Here is a 24716-nt window from a genome sequence, read left to right as displayed (position 1 = left end):
CGGTTTTATGAAACATATCGATTATTTCATGTAAATCATATCCCAGTACTGAAGAGCGGGAACGGTAAATGTAATATATTTTCCATTTTTGTCCGTGCCTTTTTCATGACTTAAAGAAAGGCTTTCACAATCTGAAAAATCCGGAGATGCAAGGTATACAGAGGAAATCTCCCGCTCGGTATAAAACTTTACTTTCAGATCCTTCTGTATTTCCGGCTCTTTTTTCTTTCCCTTTTCATCCACCCACCGATTATCATTGTTTCGAAGATTAATCAGATGGAGAATTTGATATTCCGAGTCTTCTTTGGGATAAGTCCAGATGGTAAAACTTTTTCCATCGGCACTGGTAGGGGTATCGTTTATTTCCACTTTATTTTCTATCGGATATTGTCCGTCTCGGAGAAGATTTTCATAAGCGACGGAAAAATCATACATTCTTACAATCGATTTTTGAAGTGTATCACTCATCAGAATTTTGTCATCCGGGTAATAGGCGGTATGCAGCATGTGGTTTCCATTCCCCAGTTCGAGACGCCCTCCGCCGGAAGCAAAACTGACGGAATCCATAAGGAGAACCGCTGCATCATTCATGAATTCTTCTTTGCTGTCCACATTGATATAGGCCTTTACGGTGAGAGATTTGCCGACGCCGTCAAAGGAATAGGCTTTGCTGTCTTCCCGGCTTCGCTCCACCTCTCGAAGGATTGCGTGGTAAGTATTGAAAAGTTCTCCGTCACGAGCTGCATCCCAGGGCCAGAATTCGGCATAAAGCACATCGGTATGACTGGTATTCGCCTGTTCGTTTCCCTGTGCTCCAACCGGGTTGAAGGAGAGGTATTTCTTTCCCAAGGCTTTTTTTGCGTTGTTCAGAAAGCTGCGGTAAGTATCTTTGACAAGGTAAATCGCTGTACCGTCTTCCGTATACCCCAAGGGCTCCCCGTCGGCACCCGTCATTTCTCCGAACTCTCCTATGGTATCGCCGTGCCATCCGTCAAAACCAAGTGCATCAAGAGCTCTGTTTTCCTCTGCAAAGATATAATTTTGCCATTCGGGATGCAAGGGATTTACAAAATAAAGATGCCCGTCTCCGGAGGGAGAGTCTCCCATAGTGAAGAGGAAGGGCCCCTTTCCCTTAGGATTCCCTTCTTTGAAGAAAAGCTGCCATTGGCAGGGCGGGGTAGGGTTTCCGTTTGCATCTTTAAAGAAACTGTCGGTACAGGCATAAATCATATTGTAAGCCATATTTACCATGTTTTTTTCTTTTGCGGCAGCAATATAGCGGGTAAGTGTCTCATGACTAATTTTCCTTCCGGCCCAATCTGTCCAGTCGGAGAGATTTTCCGCAGTCATTCCTTCCGGGAGCGGTTCGTGATGAAGGTGATGCCAGTCATAGTATTCAATGGCATTGATGTGGTAACGATTCATCTGTTGGATGAGTTCTTCCGAGGGGATGGAAGATTCATAATCGCAAAGGTAGCCGTAACGAGGGAACTTAATCCAGGAAGAGGAAACGTCAATGGCAGTTGTATCTGTGGCAAGTTCCTTCCCTTCTTCATCCTTTACAATCACTTTTACAAGATATCCGGTATAGTCCTTCTGCGGTGTAACAAAACTGATTTCAGGATTGATAAATTCATTTTTTGGCAGAACCGTTTCTTCTTTGGAAACCGGGACTTCGTTATGAAATAAAAGCGTTTCTAATCGAAGTATTTCGCCATTATACCCTGTAATCTCCAAAGAACAAGGCAATGTAACGGTATCTCCGGGGAAATACCTGGCTTTATCGCTTCCATTAAGGTGAAAGCGGAGAGAAGTAGTATTTTCTGCTTGCATTTTATTTACCTCCTTGCATCCGGTCAGCATAAGACCTGTTAAAAAAATGAATATCATAAAAAACAGGATAATATTTTTCATTTCTGAAGCCTCTTCATTTCTTTTCGGTACTGATCCCGATATTCCTTCGGAGTCATTCCGTTTACCTTCAGGAATAAATCCGTAAAGGCCCGCAATTTGGGAAAACCGCTTCTTTCCGCAATTTCCGTAATGGAAAGACCGGTGGATTTTAAGAGGAAGACAGCGTGACTTAAGCGAATAGAAGACAAATAATATTTGAAATTTCGCCCCGTTTCGCGATAAAAAAGCTTTGAAAAATAGGTGGCGGTAAAACCGAAGTGGGACGCCACATCCTTCAGCTGAATATTTTCCCTATAATGGACGTTGACATAGTCCGTGTATTGCGATCCGCTTTTTGCGAAAAGCGCTTCTTCGGTATCGGTATTTTCCTTTTCCGCTTCTTTCTCCGAGAGGAGGAGTGTAAAGATGGATAAAACACAGCTGTTCATTCCGATGATTCTGTTTGAAGCGGTGGAAAGGGAATACAGATACAGCTTGTACAAGAGCTGCCAGATTTCGGCCTTATGCGGGGCATAATCTTTTTCGGTAAAATGCAGAACTTGCTTTTTATCCTGTTTTTCAAAATACATGCGGATATATTCCTCGGGAATTAAAACGGCAAATCCAAGGTAATCCTCACTTACTTCGAAAGAAGTATGAACGACATTGGGATTGATTAAAACAAATTCCTCCGACTCTATACAGCTCACTTCATTTTCTATATGATTTTCCAGCCTTCCATTTATACAGACATTAAATTCGTAACTGCTATGCCAGTGAGGGAGCGGGTGACTGGTTGGACTTTTCTTTTCTTCTTCAATGAGTTGTGAATGAAAGACCTTACAAAAGCAGTTGATTTCCGGAATGACCTGTTCGTATTCAATTAATCCCATTTCTCATTTCTCCGAAAATAGAACTTCAATAAATATAAGCGATATGATAGCACTATAGGTCGATATGCACAAGGAAAAAGGAGTACAAAACTAAAAAATATAAAAAACGCACAAACAAGACAAAAAAAGGCATTGCTTAAGATAAGGAGAAAAAGCAAAATAAAAGCAAAAAATATTCATTTATAAAAAGGAGGAGAAATGAAAAAGAAAGTTTTGGCAAGTATTATGGCAACACTTGTTGCGACGACTGCACTCTTTGGTTGTGGCAGCTCTTCCACCGATTCGGGAAAGAGTGAGACATCTTCTCTTCAGGAAAAGGCGGACGGAGAGGATCAGAAAGCATCAGAAGAGGGCATTGCCTACAATGGAGAAGAAGCAACCGTGACCTATTGGCACACGCACTCGGATGCGGAAGAAGAAGTTTTAACGGAACAGATTATTCCCGAATTTGAAAAGCGCTATCCCAAAATCCATATTGATGCGGTCAGAATGCCCTATGACGGCTTGATGCAGCAAATCATTACCGGTATCTCCGGCAATACCGGACCGGATTTAATGAGAATGGATATTATCTGGGTGCCGGAACTCGCCAAGATGGGAGCACTGGAACCGGTAGACGATTTGGAGGGCTTTAAGGAGATGAAGGATAAGCTCTTTGAAGGACCGCTGAAGACCAATTATTATAACGGGAAGTATTACGGTCTTCCGTTAAATACCAACTGCCTTTCCGGTACCTGGAGTAAAGCAGTGATGGAGCAGTTGGGCTTAAAGGATTTTCCGAAGACTTATGACGAGGTTGTGGCTCTTAAGGATAAGCTGAACAAAGATCAGTATCTGATTGCCTGTGAAGGTCCGAACCCGTGGTCCATGGCGCCGCTGTTTAATTCTCTGGGCGGTGTGTATACCAATGAAGATTATACGAAAGCTTCCGGCTATTTAGACGGGGAAGCAAGTATCAAAGCGATGGAAACCATTGTGAAATGGTATGACGAGGGAATTATTGGACCCTGTATGAACGGAGGGAAGCCGGATGCGGCAAACGGACTGTATGACGGACAGTATCTCTTCTCTTATCAGGGACCATGGTTCTATGCAAATGACGATGAGGAGCAGATTGCGAAGGTAGAGGGAGGACTTCTTCCGGCAGGCAGTGCAGGTTCTCTTACGGTAAACGGCGGGGAAGACCTGGTTATTTTTAACGGCAGCAAAGTCAAGGATGCTGCATGGGTATTTGCGCAGTTCTTGATGAGCGATTACGCACAAACCGCACAAGCTGTAGGCGGAGGACATCTAGTTCCGACGGTAAAATCGGTTGCGGAAAGCGAAGAAGTAAAAAACACACCGTATATGGACATTTATTTGAAGCAGTTGGAAGGTGCCGTACCCAGAACGCCGACACCGGTTTGGGAAAAGATGTCGGACAAGTTGACAGTTGCTTTTACCAGCTGCTTGCTGCATGAAGACGAGCCGGCGTCCGCTTTAAAGAAGGCGGCAACGGAAATTGATGCACTTCTTCAGGATGCGGATAAATAATTGAACTTAGTGAAATAGCGGGGAATTTTCGAACAAAGCTTTTGCTTGTAACGAGAGATTGGTCTAAAGGGCCGGATACCTCGTTTTCAGAAAAATCTCCGCTATTTTTGTTTCATAACGAGTATCGTGTACAAAGTGTGCGATATCTCGTTTAAAAGTTCTTAGACAGGAGAAGTAGGGAAATGAGAGAACAGTCATTTTCAAGACGATTTAAAAAAGGGATCAGAGAGTGGATTTTGGTTATTCCGTTTTTATTGATTGGAACCGTGCTTTTTATTTTGTTTGTCCTCTACCCGCAAATCAAAAATATCTATATATCCTTCACCAATTACAGCATTATGCCCGGAGCAAAAAACGAGTTTGTGGGTTTGGCCAATTACAGAAAAATCTTTACAGATATCCATGTAAAAGGGTCCGATGCCTACTTTTTCTGGATGGCATTTCGAAACAATATCCTTGCCATCCTGATTACCGTCCCCGGACAGCTGATTTTAGGACTCTTGGTTGCGGTCTTCATCCATAATCTGCGTTTTGGAAAAAATATCTACAAAATTTTACTTTATATCGCTGTTATTTGTGACTGGGTTGTTTTCTGTAATATCGTGGATTATATTTTTCAGCCCGATAACGGGAGCCTTGTCAATTATATTTTGACGAGCATCGGGATTCTGAAGCAGCCGGTTTCATGGCTGAAAAATACCTGGACGGCAAATTTTGTCATTTGGTTCTGTTCCATTTGGAAGGGATTCGGTTGGGTTATGATTATCTACACGGCCGGTCTCCAGGGAATTCCCATGGACCGTTATGAGGCTGCCAAGGTGGATGGTGCGAACAATGTACAGATGTTTTGGTATATTACGGTTCCCGGTTTGAAAGCCACCACTTTTTATTTGCTGATTAATCTGATTAACGGTGCAATGAACATTTTTATCCAGGTATTTCTGCTCACAAAGGGAGATCCGATAGGCACAACCGATGTGGTTATGGACTATGTGTATCGACGTGCGTTTAATTACTTTGAATTCGGTTATGCCGCATCCTGCGGTTTAGTGATGGGAGGCGTTGTTTTCATCCTGTCCATGTTTTTAAAGAAGTATCTGCGCTACGGTCAGGATGAGTAAGGAGGATAAAAATGAAAAAGAAACAGACAATGGAACAGCTCTTGGTTCATATCCTTCTGATTCTGATCTGTGTAATCAGCTTACTGCCATTCTTATCCATGGTATCCACCTCCTTTATGAAGGTTAAGGGCGTACTTCCCAATGAACCGATTATTTTCCCGAAGCTTCCGCTTTATACTAAAAATTATGTGAAAGTTTGGTTCTCCGGTCATTTTCAAACGTACTTTTTGAACACGGTGATTGTCACGGCCGGAGGCGTATTCATCAATCTGTTTGTTTCGGTAACCATGGCCTATTCCTTTGCCAAGTTTAAATTTCCGGGAAAGGAATTTTTGTTCAATATCCTGTTACTAACCATGATGATTCCCGCGCAGCTGGCTATGATTTCGCAATATACGGTACTGAACGGTCTGCATCTCATCGATGATTATAAGGGAATATGGCTACTTTGGGGCGGAACCTGTGCGGCCGGCAGTACCTTTTTTTACAGAGGTTTTTTTGAAGCCATACCGAGGGAACTGGAAGAGTCCATGTATCTTGACGGTGCATCAAGGCTGCAAACTTTACTGCATTGCATTATCCCCTTAAGTAAGCCGGCTATTGCAACGCAGGTTGTCTTTGCGCTAAACGGTTACTGGTCAAATCTCTTTGATATTCTTACCTTTACAAAATCTATGAATAAGAGGACCTTATCGGTGGCCTTGCAACTCTTTAGAGGGCAACACACGACGGAGTTTGGACGCCTGTTTGCGGCAAGCACCATCGTGATTCTACCCAATATACTGCTGTTTATCCTTTTCCAAAAACAGTTTATTAAGCAGGGCCTGACCGAGGGCGCAGTGAAAGAATAGAAGAGAAAGAATGGAAAAGAAAGAATGGATAAATGGAAGGATGAGAACAGACCATGAAGTGGGAAAGTAGAGAAATAGAGATGGACATAGAAAAAGAGAATAGCTATGGAATCGGGGCTGTCTATTTGGGAAAGGCTGTGAAGGGATTTTCTGAGCGGGAAAATGCAGCAGACCGGGAGAAGACCGTACACTTTGAGACTTTTTACAGTGCAGGCGGAAGAGCGGTTCTTTCCAAGACGGAAGCCGAGATGCTGTGGGACAAAAGCAATCTTTACGTGAAAGTAACTTGCTATGAAAATAGTCCGAGAGTTCTACGGCCTAAGGATGGAAATACTCGAGAATCGGAATGGATGAAGAGGAAAGATAAAGTAGAGCTTGTCCTTTCCGGAAAGCGGTTCGGTCAGAGGGACTATGCCGTTTTTACGGCAGACTCGGATGGAAGGCAGAATGCTCATACAGAAAAGGGAATGACTTATCACGGTGGGGATCAGGCTATTTTAAATGATGATTTTCAGGAAAAAAATGAGGCTGAAATAGGCAAAATTCCGGATTCGGCTTATCAGCTTGGGCTTGAGCTAAGAGAAGATTCCTGGACAGCTTCCTTTGCAATCCCCTGGACGCTATTCGGTGGGATACCGGATGAGAAGGATTGCTTCCGTTTTCAAATCTACAGAAAGAAAAATCAGACCAATGAGCTTTTGGCTTTAACGCCCTTGGATTTGAATTCCAATTATGAGAATAAATTTGACTATGACCCGGAAACCTTCCTGGAGTGTTATTTTGGAGAGAAGGCGAGTGTAGAGTACGTAAAGTGTGCCTGCATTATCCTTCCCAGCGGAATTATGCACTGGCAGAGGCCGGCAGTGTTGCAATGGCCAAGTTCCCTTAGCAGGAAGAAGATTTTGGATTTGCAAAAAACGGAGGAAGAGACGACGGAGGAGAATCTTGCGGACCGTATCGTTACGGTACAGTGTTGGCAGGATGTTCTGATTTTGGAGGGACTGGACTTTTTCCCCAATGCTCGTTGTGAAAATGCCTTCGATAAAGTTGATCCTTGGGTACAAAGAAGGCTGTGCAACGAAGCCCTACGGAAAAAGGAGATTCAGGAGGCATGCAAAGCGCTGGATAAGTTGATTTCTTACCTTCGAACCTTGACCTCCTGGTGGTATGCGGACGGCACGCTTGGAAATGCGGATGAAGGGAATTGGAAGTCATTTTCTTCATTAGAGAGTGTTGAAGCGGGAGAAGATAGGGTTACTCTTTCCTTTCTTATGGAGGGAGAGCTGAAAAAAGCTTACCTTATTCCCCATAAAAAAGCGGTACGTTTTTATCTTGAAAAAAAGGGCGATTTTGAGGGAGTGCCGGTGCCTTTTAAATTGGAAAGGGAGAAAGACTGCTTTCGAATCAACGGTTCTTTCGGTGAAGTGACTATTGTACCGGGGAAGAAATGGGAAATTTCCATTGATGATCAGTTTTTATTAAATCAAGAAAATTTTCGACTATATAGAACTAAGGGGAGAATGGCCTTCGACCTTCGACAAAGCATGCATCCCGAAGAAATGCTCTACGGCTTTGGAGAGCGTTTTGACGCGGTGAACCAGAGCGGAAAGATACTGAGTCTCTGGCATAGAGATGCCTTTGAAGGATGCGGTTGTTCTATTGGAAATCAGTCTTACAAGAATATTCCTTTGCTCCATTCTACAGCCGGATACTCCCTTTTTATGAACAGCTTTTATCGTATTCGGGTGGACAGCGGAAGAGAGTATCATGGACTAAGAGTTTCTACCATGGGAGAGAAAACGGACTTCACGATATTTACCGGAAGCCCTGCAGAAAATATGAATGCCTATACGGAGCTTACCGGGAAGCCGCTTCTTCCGCCGAAATGGGTTTTTGAGCCCTGGGCAGGCGGCGGAGTGGGAAGATGGGGGGATGGCCCTACGCATGATGTGGTAAAGGAAATGGAGGGGGTTATCAACCGCTTCCAAAACTTGGATATCCCTCATTCCGGCTTGTATGCGGAAGGCGCAGGATGGAAGTTTGGAGACCACTGTAATAAGGAAGAGCTATATCAGATTGCGGATTTTGCCCATCAGCGAGGCATCCGTGTATTTTCGTGGCAGTTTTCTCATATCGGAGAGGAGGAAGCTGCTGCGTATTTACCGAACTGTCCGAAGGAAGAGCTGCCGATTACCAGGACGCCCTTCTATACAGGAAGTAAAAAACTCCCGTCGGAAATTGATTTCTCTCACCCGCGTGCTATGGAGCTTTTGGAAGCGGAGTGGAAAGACAGGATGGATGCGGGCTTTGACGGAACAATGGTGGACTTCGGGGAAATCACACCGGATGAAGCGGTATTTTATGATGGCCGTAAGGGCGATGAAATGCATAATGCCTATGCTACGGCATATACGGAAGCCTATCGAAAGCTGTTTTTGAAGTATCGAGGAGAAGATCATGTGCTTTTCTCCCGGTCTGCGGCAGCGGGAACCCAAAGCTATGCCTGTCAATTTGGCGGAGATCAGTTATCCGGATTCAGAGGCCTTACTTATTCTATTCATGGAGGACTGAGCGCCGGAGCCTCCGGCCTTCCGTTCTGGGGTGTGGACGCGGGCGGATATGACGGACTTTGTGATGAGGAAAGCTACATTCGATGGACTGAATTTGCCACATTTTGCCCGATTATGCGCTATCACGGAACACAGCCGAGAGAGCCCTGGGTTTATAGTGACTATACTGTGAGACTTTATAAACATTACGCTTGGTTGAGAGAAAATCTTTTACCTTATAGTGTTCAGGCAGCTCAACTTGCACACCGTTATGGAATACCTATGATGCAATCGCTTCCTATGGCTTTCCCCGGGGATAAGAAAGCTATCGCCTTTGAAGATGAATACATGTACGGGGAATCCCTTTTGGTGGCACCTGTCCATGAGGAAAAAGAGGAACGGGAGATTTATTTTCCAAAGGGAAAATGGATCAACTTCTTTGATTTTCGAGAAATTGTGCAGGGGGGAAAGAGTAATGTAAAAAAAGTGCCTATTGAGAAGATTCCGGTATATATTAAGGAAGGCTCTTTCATTCCGTTGGAATTAAATGGAGACCTGAATCTTGGAGAAAGTATGAGAGCCGAAAGGAAAAAAGTACTCCTGGTAGCCCTTCCTGAAGCGGAGAGTTATACAAGCGAGGAGGATTCCGTGAATTCCTACTTCTTCCGGAAAAAGGAAGGCGCTTGGGAGATTGTTATGCATAAAATGAAAGAGTTTTCTTATCTCCTTCTTCCCGGTTTGGCCGATTTCTTGAAAGAGAAGGAGGCAAAAAAGAATTGTTGCGAAATTCGACTGAACGGAGAACCCTTAAAGAAGCTTCCTTCCGTAAATGCCCTCCGCTATGAGGCGGGATTCTTCCTTAGAGAAGACGGAGCTCTCGTAATTCGACTTATGCCGGAAGAGGATATTGTCATTACGGTTTCGTAAAACGATAAAGTAAAGCGATGGCGAAAGCTGTCGCTTTTTTTAGAAGTGTGCTTCCTTGCTCAAACAGTTCAGGGTTCACAGACTTTAGATTTTATAGACTTTAGATTTCACAGACTTTTCACAATAAGTTAGCACTCATCGCTTGACAGTGCTAACAATACATTTATAATAGACTTATCTTAGAGAAAAAGTGAGGTAGTGAGTATGAATATAAATCGTTTTACACAAAAGTCGGTAGAAAGTATCAATAACAGCCAAAAGATTGCCATGGATCACGGGAATCAGGCACTGGAGCAGGTGCATTTGCTCTTAAGCCTTCTTCAAGTGGAGGACAGCCTGATTGCGAAGCTTCTACAGAAAATGGGCATTCCGCTGGATAGCTTTACAAGAGCGGTGGAAGAGAAAATCAATGCGCTCCCTAAGGTATCCGGAGGCCAGCAGTACTTTTCCCAGGATGCGAATAAGGTCGTCATGAATGCGGAGGACCACGCGAAAGCCATGGGAGACGAGTATGTGTCCGTAGAGCATATTTTCCTTGCTCTTCTAAAGGATGGAGATAAGACGATTCGGGAGCTGTTTAAAGAGTTCGGCATCACCAAGGAGAAGTTCCTTTCTGCGCTCTCCTCCGTTCGGGGAAATCAGAAGGTTATGACGGATAACCCGGAAGGCACTTATGATGCCTTAAACAAATACGGATATGAAATGGTGGAGCGGGCAAGTCAGCAGAAGTTCGACCCGATTATCGGAAGAGATGAAGAAATCCGAAACATTATCCGAATTCTCTCCCGAAAGCAGAAGAATAACCCCTGTCTAATCGGAGAGCCCGGTGTCGGAAAGACGGCTGCCGTGGAAGGGCTCGCACAGCGAATTGCGAAGGGCGATGTACCTGAATCTTTGAAGAATAAGAAAATTTTTGCGCTCGATATGGGCTCTCTCATTGCCGGTGCAAAATATAGAGGAGAGTTTGAAGAAAGACTGAAGGCGGTTCTGGATGACGTCACAAAGTCCGAAGGCGAGATTATCCTCTTTATCGATGAAATTCACAATATCGTTGGCGCGGGAAAAACCGAGGGTTCCATGGACGCCGGAAACCTGTTGAAGCCGCTTCTTGCCAGAGGCGAGCTGCACTGTATCGGTGCAACAACCCTCGATGAATATAGAAAATACATTGAAAAGGACGCCGCTCTTGAACGTCGTTTCCAGCCGGTTATGGTGGACGAGCCGACGGTGGAAGATACCATTTCCATCTTAAGAGGTATAAAGGAGCGCTATGAAGTCTTCCACGGCGTAAAAATCACGGATACCGCACTCGTTGCGGCGGCGACGCTTTCCGACCGTTACATCTCCGACCGTTTCCTTCCGGATAAGGCAATAGACCTTGTGGATGAGGCCTGTGCCATGATTAAGACGGAAATGGATTCCATGCCGGAAGAAATGGACGAGCAGCAGAGAAAGATTATGCAGCTGCAGATTGAGGAGCTTGCGCTGAAAAAAGAGGACGACCAGCTTTCGAAGGAAAGACTCGTAGCTCTGCAAAAGGAGCTTTCCGAGCTTCGAGATAAGTTCAATGTCCAAAAGGCGCAGTGGGAAAATGAGAAAAACGCCGTTTCCAAACTGCAGACTTTAAGAGAAAAGAAGAACGATTTGCAGGCGGAAATCAATATTGCAATGCAAAAGGGAGAGTACGAGAAGGCTTCCAAGCTGCAGTATCAGGATTTGCCCCAAGTCGAAAAGGAACTGGAAGAGGCGGAAGCCTTAGCGCAAAAGGAAGAAAACAGTACGCTTGTGCATGATAAGGTAACGGAAGAAGAAATTGCGAGAATCATCAGCCGTTGGACGGGCATTCCCGTAACAAAGCTGAATGAATCCGAGCGTTCGAAGGTATTGCACCTTGATGCCGAAATCCACAAGAGACTCATCGGACAGGAAGAGGCGGTAGAGAAGGTTTGCGAGGCGATTCTTCGTTCGAAGGCAGGCATTAAGGATCCGACGAAGCCGATCGGTTCCTTCCTCTTCTTAGGCCCCACCGGTGTAGGAAAGACCGAGCTTGCGAAGTCCCTTGCGCAGAATCTTTTCGATGATGAAAATGCCATGGTCAGAATCGATATGTCGGAGTACATGGAGAAATATTCCGTATCCCGTCTTATCGGTGCGGCGCCCGGCTATGTAGGCTACGAAGAGGGCGGACAGCTCACGGAAGCGGTAAGAAGAAAGCCCTATGCCGTAGTGCTTTTCGATGAAATCGAGAAAGCCCACCCCGATGTCTTTAATATCCTGCTTCAGGTTTTGGATGACGGAAGAATCACGGATTCGCAGGGTAGAACTGTAGACTTTAAGAACACGATTATTATTCTGACTTCGAATATCGGGGCACAGAGTCTTCTGGACGGCATCAAAGAAGACGGTACGATTCCGGAAGAGGTACGGAAAGAGGTGACGGACGCGTTGCATGCTCATTTCAGACCGGAGTTCCTGAACCGTCTGGATGAAATTATCCTCTTTAAGCCGCTTGTGCAGAAGGATATGGAGCGAATTGCTGATCTTGTTTTAAAGGACATCAATAAGCGTTTGCAGGATAAGAGACTGCACATCGAGATTGCAAAAGATGCCTTGGAGTTCATTTTGGAAAATGCCTATGAGCCGGGCTTTGGAGCAAGACCCTTGAAGCGTTATATGCAAAAGCACGTGGAAACCCTTGCTGCAAAGTGTATCCTGGAAGACAAGGTAAAAGAAGGCGATAAAATCGAAATTCTACTCAAAAATGGAGAACTGCACGCAGAGGTCAAGTCTTAAGACTTGACCTCTTTTTTAAAATTCTCCTATTTTCTCTTAAAGTTTATATTTTTAAATAAAAATATTTATGCTAGAATACCAAACTGTAGCCGATAAACGTAAATTCACAAAAAGGAGAAGAAAATGAAAGCAAAACGAAATTTGCTGGCGTTACTGCTTTCCGTGGTGATGCTTTGGCAGGGATTTTCCGTGGTTAATGCGGAAGATGCCTCCACTGTTTCGGGAAGTACAGTTTCCTTATCTTCTTCCGCGGTAGGGGGAGAGAGTAGAGCTGCAGCAAAGGAAATTTCCGATGCTGTGCGGAGCGTGGAAATGACGCTGGATAACAAGCCTGTTGATGCGAATACGAAGATTTATTATTTTACCCAGTTTGCATTAAAGGTGAAGCTGGCGCTTTCCGGGAAGGCGGTAAGTGAGGGAGACTATACCGTCATTCAACTTCCGGATGCCTTGGAAGCGGCCGAGAACGAAGATGTTCCAATCAAAAACGATGACGGACTCGTTATGGCGAATGCGCATTTTGACAGAGGCACCAAGCGAATTACCATCACGTACACCAAAAATGCCGAAAACTACAGCGGATCGGATGGAAGCTTCACCTTCCTGGTTCAGATTGACCGGTCTGTAGTGCAAACCAAGCAGCGCGTTCCCGTTAATATTACGATTAACGGTAAGGTTGTTGCTTCGGTAGATATGGATTACCAGGGGGTAACGAAGGATGCGGAGCCCAGCTTCTGGAAGAATCACGGTGGAAAGATTGAAACCTACGAGGATGCCGACGGGCTTACCCACTACTTACTTCACTTTTATATTCAAGTGAATGGAAGAAAGCTTACAACAGACGGAGTCGTTTCCGAAAAATACACGAATATTAAGCTTTATGACAAGCTGATCAGCGAAGTGTTCAACTATGTGGATCCGAGCGATCCTACCCGTTCCATGAACTGGAAAAATGCTTCGGATGCGGATCAATTTTATCCGAGACTCGTAAGAGGCGTTTGGAGATCGGGCTATCGTGACAGCAATTATGTTTTCCATACGGCAGTGGATGACACGGAAGCCAATCGGGGACCGAAGTGGGCGCTCATGAAGCCGCAGAATAACAATGAGCCGGCAGGAGGACAAACGGTTCACTTACATTATGCTCCCGATAAGAGATCCTTTGACTATACCGTAGGAGATATGGGTCTGGAAGAAGGCCTGGAGTTACAGTATTTCGTGGAAATCGGTGAGGTTCCGCAGGACGGTACAACCTATTACAATGATGCTTCCATCACCGGAGACAGCATCAGCATGGGAACACACCATAGAGAGTTTGCCGTGCAGAAAGCCGGTGGAACATTGAACGGTAAGGGATTCACCCTTCGAATTAAGAAGGAAAATGAAGACGGACAGCCTCTTTCCGGAGCGAAATTCACCATCGAAAATAAAAGAACCCAAATCAAGAAAGAAGTCACTACCAATGTAAACGGAATTGCGGAATTAAAGAATGTCGTTCGGGAAGAGTATGTGATCAAGGAGATTAAGGCACCGGACGGATATGTTCTGGATAAGAACGAGCAGTACATTACCAAAGAGGAGTTAAAGACTTCTATTGCGGATGGCGCTACGGTAACCAAGGTATTTGTCAATAAAAAAGAGGGCGAGGATAAGCCCGCAAGCGGAAACATTGTTATTCAAAAGAAATGGATTCTCGGAGGATCATCCGTACAGAAGCCGAACAAGGTAAAGGTTTATCTTGTGGAAAACGGCGTAAAGAATGAAAACAGGGTACAGGAGCTTTCCGAAGAGAACCACTGGACGGCATCTTTCTCCAATCTTCCGAAGAAGGATCCGGCAGGAGCGGAGATTCGCTATACTGTAGCGGAGGAAAATCTTTCCGACTTTACTCCGGCAATTTCCGGAACAGGAGATACAGGATTCACCATCACAAACTATACCGGAGACCGTGTGGCTATCCCTGTGACGAAAATCTGGAAGGGAAGCGGAGAACATCCGCAGGGCCTGACCGTACAGCTCTATGCGGACAGTGTGCGTGTTGCTTCCTATTACTTAACGGCGCAGAATGGATGGCAACATACCTTTGATATGCCGAAGTATGATGATGCCGGAAGGGAAATCCAATATACGGTAACAGAGGAGAATTTATCCGGTTATACAGCAAGCAGAGCCGATGAAGAAAATAACGGCTACAAGAACGTCTTCGTCAATACGAAGGAAAATCCGAACACACCGGGTGGTGGTGGCAATACACCGAACACACCGGGTGGTGGCGGAAATAGACCGAATACACCTGGCGGTGGCGGCAATACGCCCGGAACGCCTTCCGGCAATACGCCGAGAAATCCGTCCAATCCGCCTTCCAATACTCCGGAAGAACCGGGTAGTGTACTTGGTGCAGATCGTCCTTCAGTAGGAGATCAAACGGTGAATACGGATAGAAAGGGTGACGTTCTCGGAGAAAGCAGACCGGAAGTAAAGGGCAGCGGACGTGGCGCTACAAAGACTGCCGATCAGTCTGCAATGAAGCTCTATGGTATTCTGTTTGCACTGAGTGTCCTCTCCTTAGGAAGTCTTTCTTTTAAGAATTTTCTTTTTAAAAAGAGAGAATTTTAAGCTTTGGCATAAGTCATATAGTTCAATAAATTGTAGTAGAGAATAAACAGTATAAATTGAATTTATGCAAAATATTCAAATTGTAAAAGATATTTGCAGATAAAAGTATGCAAAATGCCAAAAATAGTTTTAAAAATGCTTGACCTTTATATTTTAATAGAGTAGAATACAGTTGTCTGGACGAGAAGTTCAGCATTAAAATTAGCGAACAGGTTTAATCGACCCTTACTACTCTATACAGCAGGAAGCCCGACGGAAACGCCGGGTTTTTTGCTGTAAAAAAATAGATTTTCAAAATAGATATTATCATGATTTTAAATAAATAATAAAAATCATTTAATCTATCAATTAGCCAAACAGTAAGTTGATTTTATATACTGGATACGTTGAGCTATTTTATGTATTGCTGAAAACATTCCTATTTACGGTCAGAAATAGGAGAGGCAGGAAGGAGATTTTATGGAATCAATTATTACTTATCATGCAAAAGAGGTAAGCCCGCACGCGGTTTTAGAGAATGCGGAAGAGCTTTATGCCGGCGGATTTTTCTGCTGTGAGGCTGTAATGAAGTCTATTCGCGATGCATTCCAGGCGGATGTACCCGAGTCTGTTATTGCGATGTCTTCCGGTATGTCTATCGGAGCAGGACGTTCCGGCTGTATGTGCGGTGCATTAAACGGTGGAATCCTTGCCCTTGGTATGTTCTTCGGAAGAACGACACCGGATGGCCCGAAGGATCCGAAGGTGAATGCTCTTATGGCACTTTCCAAGGAACTGCATGACTGGTTTAGAGAGGCAAATGCTAAGCATGCCGCTTGCTGCCGTGTCCTTACCAGAGGCTTTGAAATGGCGGAAGGAGAGCACAAGAAGCAGTGTATCGCCTTTACCGGACTTTGCGCAGGAAAGGTTGCCGAGATTCTTTGCCGAGAGCTGGGCGTTAAAAATGTGGATGCGGAACCGATTCAAGGCTTGGAAGCACCCTTCCTTCCCCCTGTACACGAAGTAAAAGCAGTATAAGGAGCTGTCATTAATGGAAAAAATAAAAAAAATCCCCTTTGCCTTCTCGGGCGTGATGCTCGGTATGGCAGCACTTGGTAATTTGTTACAAAGTTATGGAGAAGGTATCCGTTTGGTTTTCGGCTGCGTTGCCTTTGTGATTCTTATTTTGCTTCTCTTGAAGCTCATTCTTTTCCCGAAGGCGGTGAAGGAAGAGCTTTCCACTCCCATCGGAGCGGGCGTTTTTGCGACCTTTCCCATGGCGTTGATGCTGTTTTCCGTATATGTGAAGCCCTTTATTCCGGGAATCTCTTTCCCGCTTTGGGTTTTTGCGAATGCCATCCATATTGTGTTGATTCTCTACTTTACGAAGACTTATATCCTTCATTTCGAAGAGAAAAATGTGCATACCGTATGGTATATCGTTTATGTCGGGATTGTTGTGGCATCCCTGACCACACCGGCATATAAGACCTTCGCTTACGGGCAGGCTGCTTTTTATTTCGGATTCGTCGCTTTACTGATTCTGCTTTGTGTCGTGACGAAGCGATATATGAAGCTTCCCGTACCGGATCCTGCGAAGCCCCTGATGATGATTTATGCCGCACCGATGGCACTCTGCACGGCAGGCTATATTCAGGCTTTTCCGGAGAAGAATAAGAGCTTTGTTCTGTTCTTACTGGTGGCAACTTCCGTGATTTACCTGTTTGCTCTCTTTAAGAGTGTACAGTTCCTGCGCTTCCCCTTCTACCCGAGCTATGCGGCTTTCACCTTCCCCTTCGTAATTTCCGCGATTGCAACGAAGCAGTGCTTTGCGGTACTGACAAAGATGGGCATGAATGTTGCCTTTTTACAGCCCGTGGTTTTAGTGGAGACGATTATTGCGGCAGTGTTTACGATTTATGCCTGCTTACGGTATTTTCAATTTATCCTTGCAAAGAAGTAGGAGAACGGCGCTTCGCCGGTGGCAGTGCTAAACTGCTTTAGGTTTATAAAAGGAATAGAATACGCCCAAAGAAAAAAGTGCCCAGACGGGCACTTTTTTGTTCATAATTACTTCCATTTTTAAAATTACTTTGAATGCTTTGACTTTTATTCGTAAGAAAAGGTTTTATATAAAATTTACACATATGTAAGGGAAATCCTTTGTTATAAATATAGGTTTTATATAAAACCTATTATCAAATCAAATGAAAATTGCTATAGTTGAGAAGTAGGGAGGTATGACATCATGAAGAAATCAAAGAAGGGATTCTTCCTATTTATGGCACCGGCTTTAGTTGCTTTTACCTTGGTACAATTGATTCCCACGGTGATGGGAATTGGTTACTCTTTTACAGATTGGAATGGGATCAGCAAAGCTAAGCATTTTGTAGGGGTGCAGAATTATATAACAATACTGACAAGCGATTTGTCGTTTAGAAATGCATTTATTTTTACCTTTTTATTCTCTGTGTGTGCGGTTATTTCAGTAAATCTGATTGGCTTTGTCTTGGCTACACTGGTTACACAAAGAATAAAAGGTGTAAATTTTTTACGTGGAATCTTTTTTATGCCAAACTTGATTGGCGGAATTTTACTGGGATTTACTTGGCAGTTTATATTTGTGCAGGTTTTTGAAGCAATAGGAAAAAAACTGGATATTTTGTGGCTTAGGGGATGGCTTACAGATCAGAGAACCGGATTTTTGGGATTATTGATTGTTGTGACCTGGCAATTATCGGGATACATGATGATGATTTATATTGCGCAGTTGCAGAACATTCCTGAAGATGTATTGGAAGCTGCAGAACTGGATAATGCAGTAGGTTGGAATAGAATGCGCTATATTATTCTACCTCTTATGATGCCTGCCTTTACGATTGGATTATTTTTATCCATTTCAAACGCCTTTAAACTTTTTGACCAGAATCTTTCTTTGACAGGTGGAGGTCCGGTTAACAGCACGCAGATGCTTGCGCTGAATATTTATACTACGGCTTTTGGAGAGAATAGGTTTGGCCTCGCCCAAGCAAAGGCTGTAATTTTCATGATTGTGGTCATGGCCATTTCGATTATTCAACTTTCCATTACGAAGAGAAGGGAGGTTGAAGCATAATGAAAAGTAAGCGGGTAATAAAGCGACTTTCTATCATGACAGTAGGTTTTGTCTTGGCACTACTGTTTGTATCTCCCGTATTTATTCTTGTTAATAGCTCCTTTAAGTCGTTGCAGGATATCTATATAAATGTTCTTGCTTTACCGAAACAACTCTCTTTTCAGAATTATACTAAGGCTTTTAAAGAGATGGATTATGTAAAAGCATTTATGAATTCTTTTGCAATAACGTGTATTTCTACGGCTTTGATTATTTTAATTTCTTCCATGGCGGCATGGGTGCTTGTACGGTATAAGACAAGAACCAGCAAAATTCTGTTCCTTATGTTTGCGGCAGTCCAGTTGATTCCGTTTCAATGTGTCATGCTTCCGCTTGTGGATATTATGAGTAAATTGCATCTGATGAACAGGCCCGGTCTGGTTTTTATGTATATGGGTTTTGGATGTGCAATGTCCATCATTTTATTTCACGGGTTTATTAAAAACATTCCGATAGAGTTGGAGGAAGCGGCAATTATAGATGGATGCAATATGGTACAGACTTTTATCAATATTGTCTTACCACTGTTGAAAGGAATAATTGCCACTGTGGCGGTAATCAACGTGATGTGGATTTGGAATGATTTTCTTCTTCCTTCCCTTGTTATTAATAAGAATGGCATGCAGACACTGCCGCTTCGTACTTATCTCTTCTTTGGACAATTTACAAAGAAATGGGATCTTGCCACTGCGTCATTAATGCTATGCATGATTCCGATTGTGCTGTTCTACCTTAGCTGCCAAAAGTATATTGTGAAGGGAATTACGGCCGGAGTAGGAAAGTAAATCTACTATTTTGAAGGAAAGAGAAGGATTAGAATTTCAAGAAAAATCATAAATTTAACACAAGTCATTATAGAAGACTTTTGTCTTGTAAAGAACTTGTGTCAAGATAGTTTTTCAATTATAAGGAGGAAAAGATGGTGAAGAAAAAAGAGATGGCTGTACTTCTCGTTGCGGCAATTACACTTGGCATGATGAGCGGGTGTGGAAGTAAAACCGGTGCAGGAAGTGCTGAAGGGGACACAGTAACGATTAATTTGTATCAGAATAAGTCGGAAATTGCGGATCCTTTACAGAAGGTAGCTGACGCATACACGAAAGAGCATCCTAATGTAAAAATAAATGTAGAGAGCATTCAGGGGAATGACTATAATACAAACTTAAAAGCAAAGCTCATGGGAAATAATGCCGTTGATATTTTTGCATTGGGTGACAATATTACAAACATGATGGATTATGTAGAAGATCTAAGCGCAGAACCATGGGTGAAAAATGCAGTAGATGGAAGTATTGATGATGTGACTGTTGACGGAAAAGTATATGGGCTTCCTGTCAGTGTGGAAGGTTATGGATTGGTATACAATAAGGAAATATTTAAAGATGCCGGAATTGATGCATCAACCCTTACCAGTTACGATGCAATCGACAAGGCTTTTGCCGACTTACAGGAGCAGATTGATAGTGGAAAACTGAAGGATAAGTATCCACAACTTGAAGCGGTGGAAGATTATGCAGCAAAAGAGACCTGGATTCCCGGGCTTCATACCTTGAATGTTCCTTTGTCTTGCGAATATAAAAGTGCAACAGAACTAAGAAATTCCGATGAACTGGGATTAAAATATGCAGATTCTTTAAAGGCATTGCTGGATCTTGAGACAAAATATACTCCGTCAAGAAATGATTTGTCGAAGCTGAATGCAGTGGATTATTCTACAGAAATCGGTGGAGGCCTTGCTATTGAGCGAATTGCGGTTGTACAGCAGGGAAACTGGATTGGACCGGAATTAAAAGGGATTGATGAGAAAACTGCGAATAAGATGGGGATGCTTCCTATTCCGACAAAGGGTGTAAAAGAAGACTGTATTTCCGTCGGAATTTCCATTCACTGGTGTGTAAATAAGCAGTCTGACGAAAAAGTAAAAGTAGCAGCAAAGGATTTCTTGAATTGGCTGTTCCAGTCAGATGAAGGGAAGCAACTGGTTGTGAATGAATTGGGATTTGTTCCGGCATTTAAGAATTATGAGGGAATAGAGATTTCCGATCCCCTTTCGCAAGAGGTAAAAAGATATATTGATGCCGGAAAAACAACTTCATGGGTAATGGGAGGCTTTCCTTCCGGGTTTGAGCCTAAAGCAGCAGCAGATTTTCAAGGCTATTTTAGCGGAGAATATAGTTTTGACGATATGATTTCTCACTTAAAGGCTGATTTTAAGGAATTAAAGAAATCATAGTAAAACAAAAAGAGAGAAGAATAAGCAGGATGTAAATGAAATGAGAAAGACAGGCACTCATAACTTGAGTGCCTGATGGTATACATATGGAAAAATATAGACCTAAATTTCACTTTTCGGCAGAAAAATATATTATTAATGATCCGAATGGCTTGGTATATTACGAAGGAGAATATCACCTGTTTCATCAATATAACATACAGGAGGAAATCTACTGGGGACATGCGGTGAGTAGAGATCTCATTCATTGGAAGAGACTTGCCAATGCTATTGCACCGGATGAACATGGACAAATTTGGTCGGGAAGTGCTGTTGTAGATGAAGAAAATCACAGGCTGGCTGCTTTTTTTACTTACTGTGAGCGGGGAACAGAAAAGCAAAGCCAGGGATTAGCTTTTAGCTATGATAAGGGACGAAGCTGGGAAAAATATGAGAAGAATCCGGTTCTTACAGAGGAGAGAAAAGATTTTCGAGATCCTAAAGTTTTTCGTTATGAAGATAAATGGGTGATGATTGTTACCGGAGGGGATTGTGTCCTTCTTTATGAGTCTAAAGACCTGATTCATTGGAAACAGATATCTTCTTTTAGCGGGACTGAGTCAGACCATGTCGGTACGTGGGAATGCCCGGATCTTTTTCCGTTAAAAGTACAGGACTCCGAAGAAAAAAAATGGATTCTTATCATCAGTGTAAATAACGGCTCTCCTGCAGGTGGTACCGGAATGAAGTATTTTATTGGAGAGTTTGATGGAATCAGTTTTAGAACGGATGAGGAAAAGCAGAAAGGGCATTGGCTGGACTACGGGAAGGACTTTTATGCGGGTGTAAGTTGGAATAATCTTCCGGATGACAGAAGGTTGATGATTGCCTGGGCTGATAATTGGCAGTATCGGGATTTCTTACCGACCAGTCCCTTTAAAGGACAGATGTCCTCTATAAGGGAATTAAAATTGAAAAAAAGAGGAAGCAAATTTTATCTGACGCAGATTCCGATAGAAGAGATGTGTGCACTTCGGAAAAATAAGCAAGAAATGCATAAAATGAAAATGGGAGCGGGAGAAGAATGGACACTTAAGGATTGCTCGGAGGCATTGGATTTGGAGCTTTATTATCCTACAAACAAAATGGGTGCTTCCTCGTTTGGAATCAGAGCAGTAACAGGACAGGGCAAACAATTGGAGATTCTTTTTTCAAAGGAGGAACGTTCCTGCACTGTAGATAGATTGAATACAGGACTAAATCCCCATGAAAATTTTCCGGGGAAATATAAAGCGAAAGTTGACTTTGAAAAAGAATATCTAAATCTAAGATTGATTCTGGATGTTTCGCAGTCAGAACTCTTTATAAATGATGGAGGACTGGTTTTTTCCAATCTTATTTTTCCGGAAGAACCTTATCAACTTAAGCTTTTTGCTGAAGGTGGAGACTTGGAAATTGAGAGAAGTGCAATTTATGAATTGACAGGAGATGTCATTAGCTAGACTGATTTCGTCACAGAATGACTTCAATTAAGCGAAGAAAAAGCGTGAAGGATACAGAAAGATGATTATAAGAGAGATTGCCGAGCAGGCAGGTGTAAGTATGACCACTGTCTATAATGTTTTACATGGCAATGTAAAGAAAGTATCAAAAGAGAATACAAAAAAGATTCAAAAACTTTTGGATGAATACCATTATGTTCCCAAACTAGGGCTTCGTGCTTTGAAGAATAACAGCTCCAAAATCATTGGAGTTGTTATTCATTCTTCGCGTTATTACGAGAATTCTGCTATTTCAGACACTTTTTACAGTCATATCATCGGTGCAATGGAAGAAATGCTTCGTAAAGCCGGATATTATATGATGCTATATGCAGCGCAAAACTTAGAAGAGATTTTTCATATGGCATTGGCATGGAATGTAGACGGACTCATAGCCATTACTTTCACCTACAGGGACTATATAAAGCTGAAAACGCTGGTAAATAAACCGATTGTTGCTATTGATCTGATTAATAAAGAAAATTCGGATTATGTTAATGTAGGACTGCAGGATAAAAAAGGCGGCTATATTATGACGAAATATCTTCTGGAAAAAGGATACGAGTCAGTTTATGTATGTGCTCGGAAGAATATAGGCGTTGATCACGAGCGTTGGTTGGGCTATAGAGAGGCATGGAAAGAAGCGGGAAAAGAATTTCTTTCAAATGATTTTCTTTGTCTTTACGAAACAGAACAAAGGAGAAATGAAAATTATAAAATGATGAGTAGGTTTGCAGGAAAAAAAACCGCGTTCTTCTTTCTGGCGGATGCATTTGCAGTAGAAGCTATGCATTATTTTCATGATTTGGGAATCAAAATACCGGAAGACATCGGCATTGCAGGTTTTGACGGCAATATTTTAGGAAAATATTGTTATCCGAGATTAACGACTGTCTATCAGGATGTATCAGAGAAAGGAAGAATGGCAGTAAAATTAATGATCGATCTTTTGGAGAAACGATTGTTAGACGGACTGGATGTAAGCCGCCCGGTAACACTGATTCCGGGTCATTCAACATGAGAAGCCATCAACACGTTTTGTCCTGTAACTTTAAAATGTAATAAATCCCCGAGTCGTTTTGGCCCGGGGATTTTGTGGCTTATTGTTTTCTCTGCGTTTCCGGTTTAGGAGATGTGCTAAAAAGAATAATCCAATAAGACTTTCCCTTCTCATCAACATAATATCCGGAACCGAAAGTCAAAAAATCTCTATCCAACATTGTTTCATTATGCTGTTTGCTTACCTTAAAAGCAAGAAAAGCATCTCCCGGAGTTTTTGCTCCTTTTGTAGCAATTTCGCCACTCACACCATATCCCAAAGCTAGTTTACCATTCGGTCTAATATGAGACATCCGAATACTTAATTCTTCAGCCCTAATCTGTGCCATTTCTTGTAAGTAATCATTTTCCTCTAAAGTGTTCAAGCCTTGTCTATCTCGATGCTTATTCACTCTTCTTAAAAGATCTGCACGATATTCGTCTTGTCTTTCGTTAAAATCTTCAATAGTTTGATTTTTCTCATTGTTTCTTGTTTCGTTAAGATTATTATTTTTTGTTTCTGTGAAATTATTGCTTATATTGCTTACAGTGTCAGTATTGTTATTCGTATTATTCTGAGAAATCAAATTCGCACTTTTAGTTTGGACAATGTTATCAACCGTCCAAGCCCCGTTTTCATTTACAGTAAACCTATCCGGCGTAATGGCATTTTCAAACATCCATCCATTTTCATCAAAACAGTAACACTCTGCAATGCCGTCATGATTGCCGTCAATCCATTGCCAAGAGGACTTGTAGTAATTTCCGTTTCCAAGATCATACCACCATGCATTTTTAGAATTCCCCCTTACCCAGTCTGCTTTAGCGGTTCCGGAAAGAAGAAAGACGAAGCTTGTTAGGGTGCAGAGCAAGCCCGATAAGATATAGAGCGAGTTTCCCGGGCTATGCATAAGATTCTTCGGCGTACAGAAAAGCCTTGCTTTTTCCCTTATTTTCTTTTTCATTGCATTCCTCCCTATTTCCGTATTGAAAAAGGAAGGATAAGAGAAGTGCCTTCCCATGCCTTTCCTATCGGCAGAAAAGAAAAAAATATAAAAGGGGAGGGGAAAATGGCGGAAAACCGAAGGAAGCGCTCAGCGGTCTTTTCTGCGGGCATTGCTGAAAGCGAGAAAAAGCATTATCATAGAGAAAGAAAAGCGGGTGTCCCAAAGGGACACCGGAAAAGGAAAGGAGAAACAATGAGCCCATTCTCATTTAACCACTTTAACTTTAATGTACTGGATTTGGAAAGAAGTATGAAATTCTACGAAGAGGCACTGGACCTTCACGAACTGAGCAGAAATGAAAGGGATGATTTTATCATTGTCTTTTTAGGGGACGATTCTACGGACTTCCGTCTGGAGCTAACGTATATGAAGGATAGAACAGAGCCCTATGATCTCGGGGAGCAGGAGTACCACCTCGCACTTCGCACGGAGGATATGGGAGCTGCCCATGCGCTCCATGAGAAGATGGGCTGTATCTGCTTTGAAAATCATGGTATGGGCATTTATTTCATTGAAGATCCGGACGGATACTGGATTGAAATCATTCCGGACAGAACGAAGCCCATTACATGGCAGTAGAAGAAGGAAAGAGAGAAGACGGATAGAGAG

17 protein-coding genes are annotated in these 24716 nt (G+C 42.9%); 14 read left to right on the top strand and 3 right to left on the bottom strand.

Translation table 11 applies throughout. From position 1 onward, the window contains the following. Positions 1-21: 21 nt before the first annotated feature. Both HMPREF9624_RS10630 and HMPREF9624_RS10625 read right to left on the bottom strand, forming a co-directional pair. Positions 22-1833 (bottom strand): glycoside hydrolase family 66 protein, encoded by a 1812-nt coding sequence (locus tag HMPREF9624_RS10630; protein WP_154646773.1) that lies wholly within the window; start codon positions 1831-1833, stop codon positions 22-24. A gap of 77 nt (positions 1834-1910) precedes the next feature. Beyond that, positions 1911-2786 carry an AraC family transcriptional regulator gene (locus HMPREF9624_RS10625; RefSeq protein ID WP_009537751.1) on the bottom strand — a complete coding sequence of 292 codons (876 nt, stop codon included), beginning with the start codon at positions 2784-2786 and terminating at the stop codon, positions 1911-1913. Between the two features lie 198 nt (positions 2787-2984). Here HMPREF9624_RS10625 and HMPREF9624_RS10620 point away from each other — a divergent pair, with 198 nt between their 5' ends. From HMPREF9624_RS10620 to HMPREF9624_RS10560, 13 genes are all read left to right on the top strand, one after another. Further along, positions 2985-4319, top strand: a complete 1335-nt coding sequence (locus HMPREF9624_RS10620; protein WP_009537750.1) for an extracellular solute-binding protein — start codon at positions 2985-2987, stop codon at positions 4317-4319. A gap of 182 nt (positions 4320-4501) precedes the next feature. Next, positions 4502-5440 (top strand): carbohydrate ABC transporter permease, encoded by a 939-nt coding sequence (locus tag HMPREF9624_RS10615; protein ID WP_009537749.1) that lies wholly within the window; start codon positions 4502-4504, stop codon positions 5438-5440. A gap of 11 nt (positions 5441-5451) precedes the next feature. Beyond that, complete coding sequence (locus HMPREF9624_RS10610) at positions 5452-6291, top strand: carbohydrate ABC transporter permease (RefSeq protein ID WP_009537748.1); 840 nt, start codon at positions 5452-5454, stop codon at positions 6289-6291. Between the two features lie 53 nt (positions 6292-6344). Further along, the gene (locus HMPREF9624_RS10605) at positions 6345-9767 is read left to right on the top strand and encodes a TIM-barrel domain-containing protein (RefSeq protein ID WP_009537747.1); all 3423 of its coding nucleotides are present in this window, start codon (positions 6345-6347) and stop codon (positions 9765-9767) included. A 204-nt stretch (positions 9768-9971) separates the two neighbouring features. Continuing rightward, complete coding sequence (gene clpB, locus HMPREF9624_RS10600; RefSeq protein WP_009429811.1) at positions 9972-12560, top strand: ATP-dependent chaperone ClpB; 2589 nt, start codon at positions 9972-9974, stop codon at positions 12558-12560. A 123-nt stretch (positions 12561-12683) separates the two neighbouring features. Continuing rightward, positions 12684-15176, top strand: coding sequence for a Cna B-type domain-containing protein (locus tag HMPREF9624_RS10595; protein ID WP_009537746.1), 2493 nt, complete (start codon positions 12684-12686; stop codon positions 15174-15176). Between the two features lie 459 nt (positions 15177-15635). Beyond that, the gene (locus HMPREF9624_RS10590; RefSeq protein ID WP_009537745.1) at positions 15636-16193 is read left to right on the top strand and encodes a C-GCAxxG-C-C family protein; all 558 of its coding nucleotides are present in this window, start codon (positions 15636-15638) and stop codon (positions 16191-16193) included. Positions 16194-16206: 13 nt separating this feature from the next. Continuing rightward, positions 16207-17118 carry a TDT family transporter gene (locus HMPREF9624_RS10585; RefSeq protein WP_009537744.1) on the top strand — a complete coding sequence of 304 codons (912 nt, stop codon included), beginning with the start codon at positions 16207-16209 and terminating at the stop codon, positions 17116-17118. A gap of 285 nt (positions 17119-17403) precedes the next feature. Further along, positions 17404-18270 carry a carbohydrate ABC transporter permease gene (locus HMPREF9624_RS10580; protein WP_009537743.1) on the top strand — a complete coding sequence of 289 codons (867 nt, stop codon included), beginning with the start codon at positions 17404-17406 and terminating at the stop codon, positions 18268-18270. Continuing rightward, positions 18270-19094 carry a carbohydrate ABC transporter permease gene (locus HMPREF9624_RS10575; RefSeq protein ID WP_009537742.1) on the top strand — a complete coding sequence of 275 codons (825 nt, stop codon included), beginning with the start codon at positions 18270-18272 and terminating at the stop codon, positions 19092-19094. The genes HMPREF9624_RS10580 and HMPREF9624_RS10575 overlap by 1 nt, the downstream gene beginning before the upstream one ends. Before the next feature lie 134 nt (positions 19095-19228). Then, a complete protein-coding gene (locus HMPREF9624_RS10570) occupies positions 19229-20542 on the top strand; it encodes an ABC transporter substrate-binding protein (RefSeq protein ID WP_009429126.1) in 1314 nt (437 codons plus the stop codon). An 86-nt stretch (positions 20543-20628) separates the two neighbouring features. Continuing rightward, entirely contained in the window at positions 20629-22023 is a 1395-nt protein-coding gene (locus HMPREF9624_RS10565; RefSeq protein WP_009537741.1) for a glycoside hydrolase family 32 protein, read from the top strand. Positions 22024-22084: 61 nt separating this feature from the next. Then, the gene (locus HMPREF9624_RS10560; protein WP_009537740.1) at positions 22085-23083 is read left to right on the top strand and encodes a LacI family DNA-binding transcriptional regulator; all 999 of its coding nucleotides are present in this window, start codon (positions 22085-22087) and stop codon (positions 23081-23083) included. A gap of 79 nt (positions 23084-23162) precedes the next feature. Here HMPREF9624_RS10560 and HMPREF9624_RS10555 read toward each other — a convergent pair whose 3' ends face one another. Next, positions 23163-24065 (bottom strand): CAP domain-containing protein, encoded by a 903-nt coding sequence (locus HMPREF9624_RS10555; protein ID WP_009537739.1) that lies wholly within the window; start codon positions 24063-24065, stop codon positions 23163-23165. 234 nt (positions 24066-24299) lie between these two features. On the opposite strand from HMPREF9624_RS10555, the gene HMPREF9624_RS10550 reads away from it, so the two are divergent. Next, positions 24300-24686, top strand: coding sequence for a VOC family protein (locus HMPREF9624_RS10550; RefSeq protein WP_009429151.1), 387 nt, complete (start codon positions 24300-24302; stop codon positions 24684-24686). Positions 24687-24716: the final 30 nt, after the last annotated feature.

It is taken from the genome of Oribacterium asaccharolyticum ACB7, assembly GCF_000238075.1.
Lineage (GTDB): Bacteria > Bacillota > Clostridia > Lachnospirales > Lachnospiraceae > Oribacterium > Oribacterium asaccharolyticum.
This window is presented reverse-complemented; position numbering and strand designations above follow the sequence as displayed.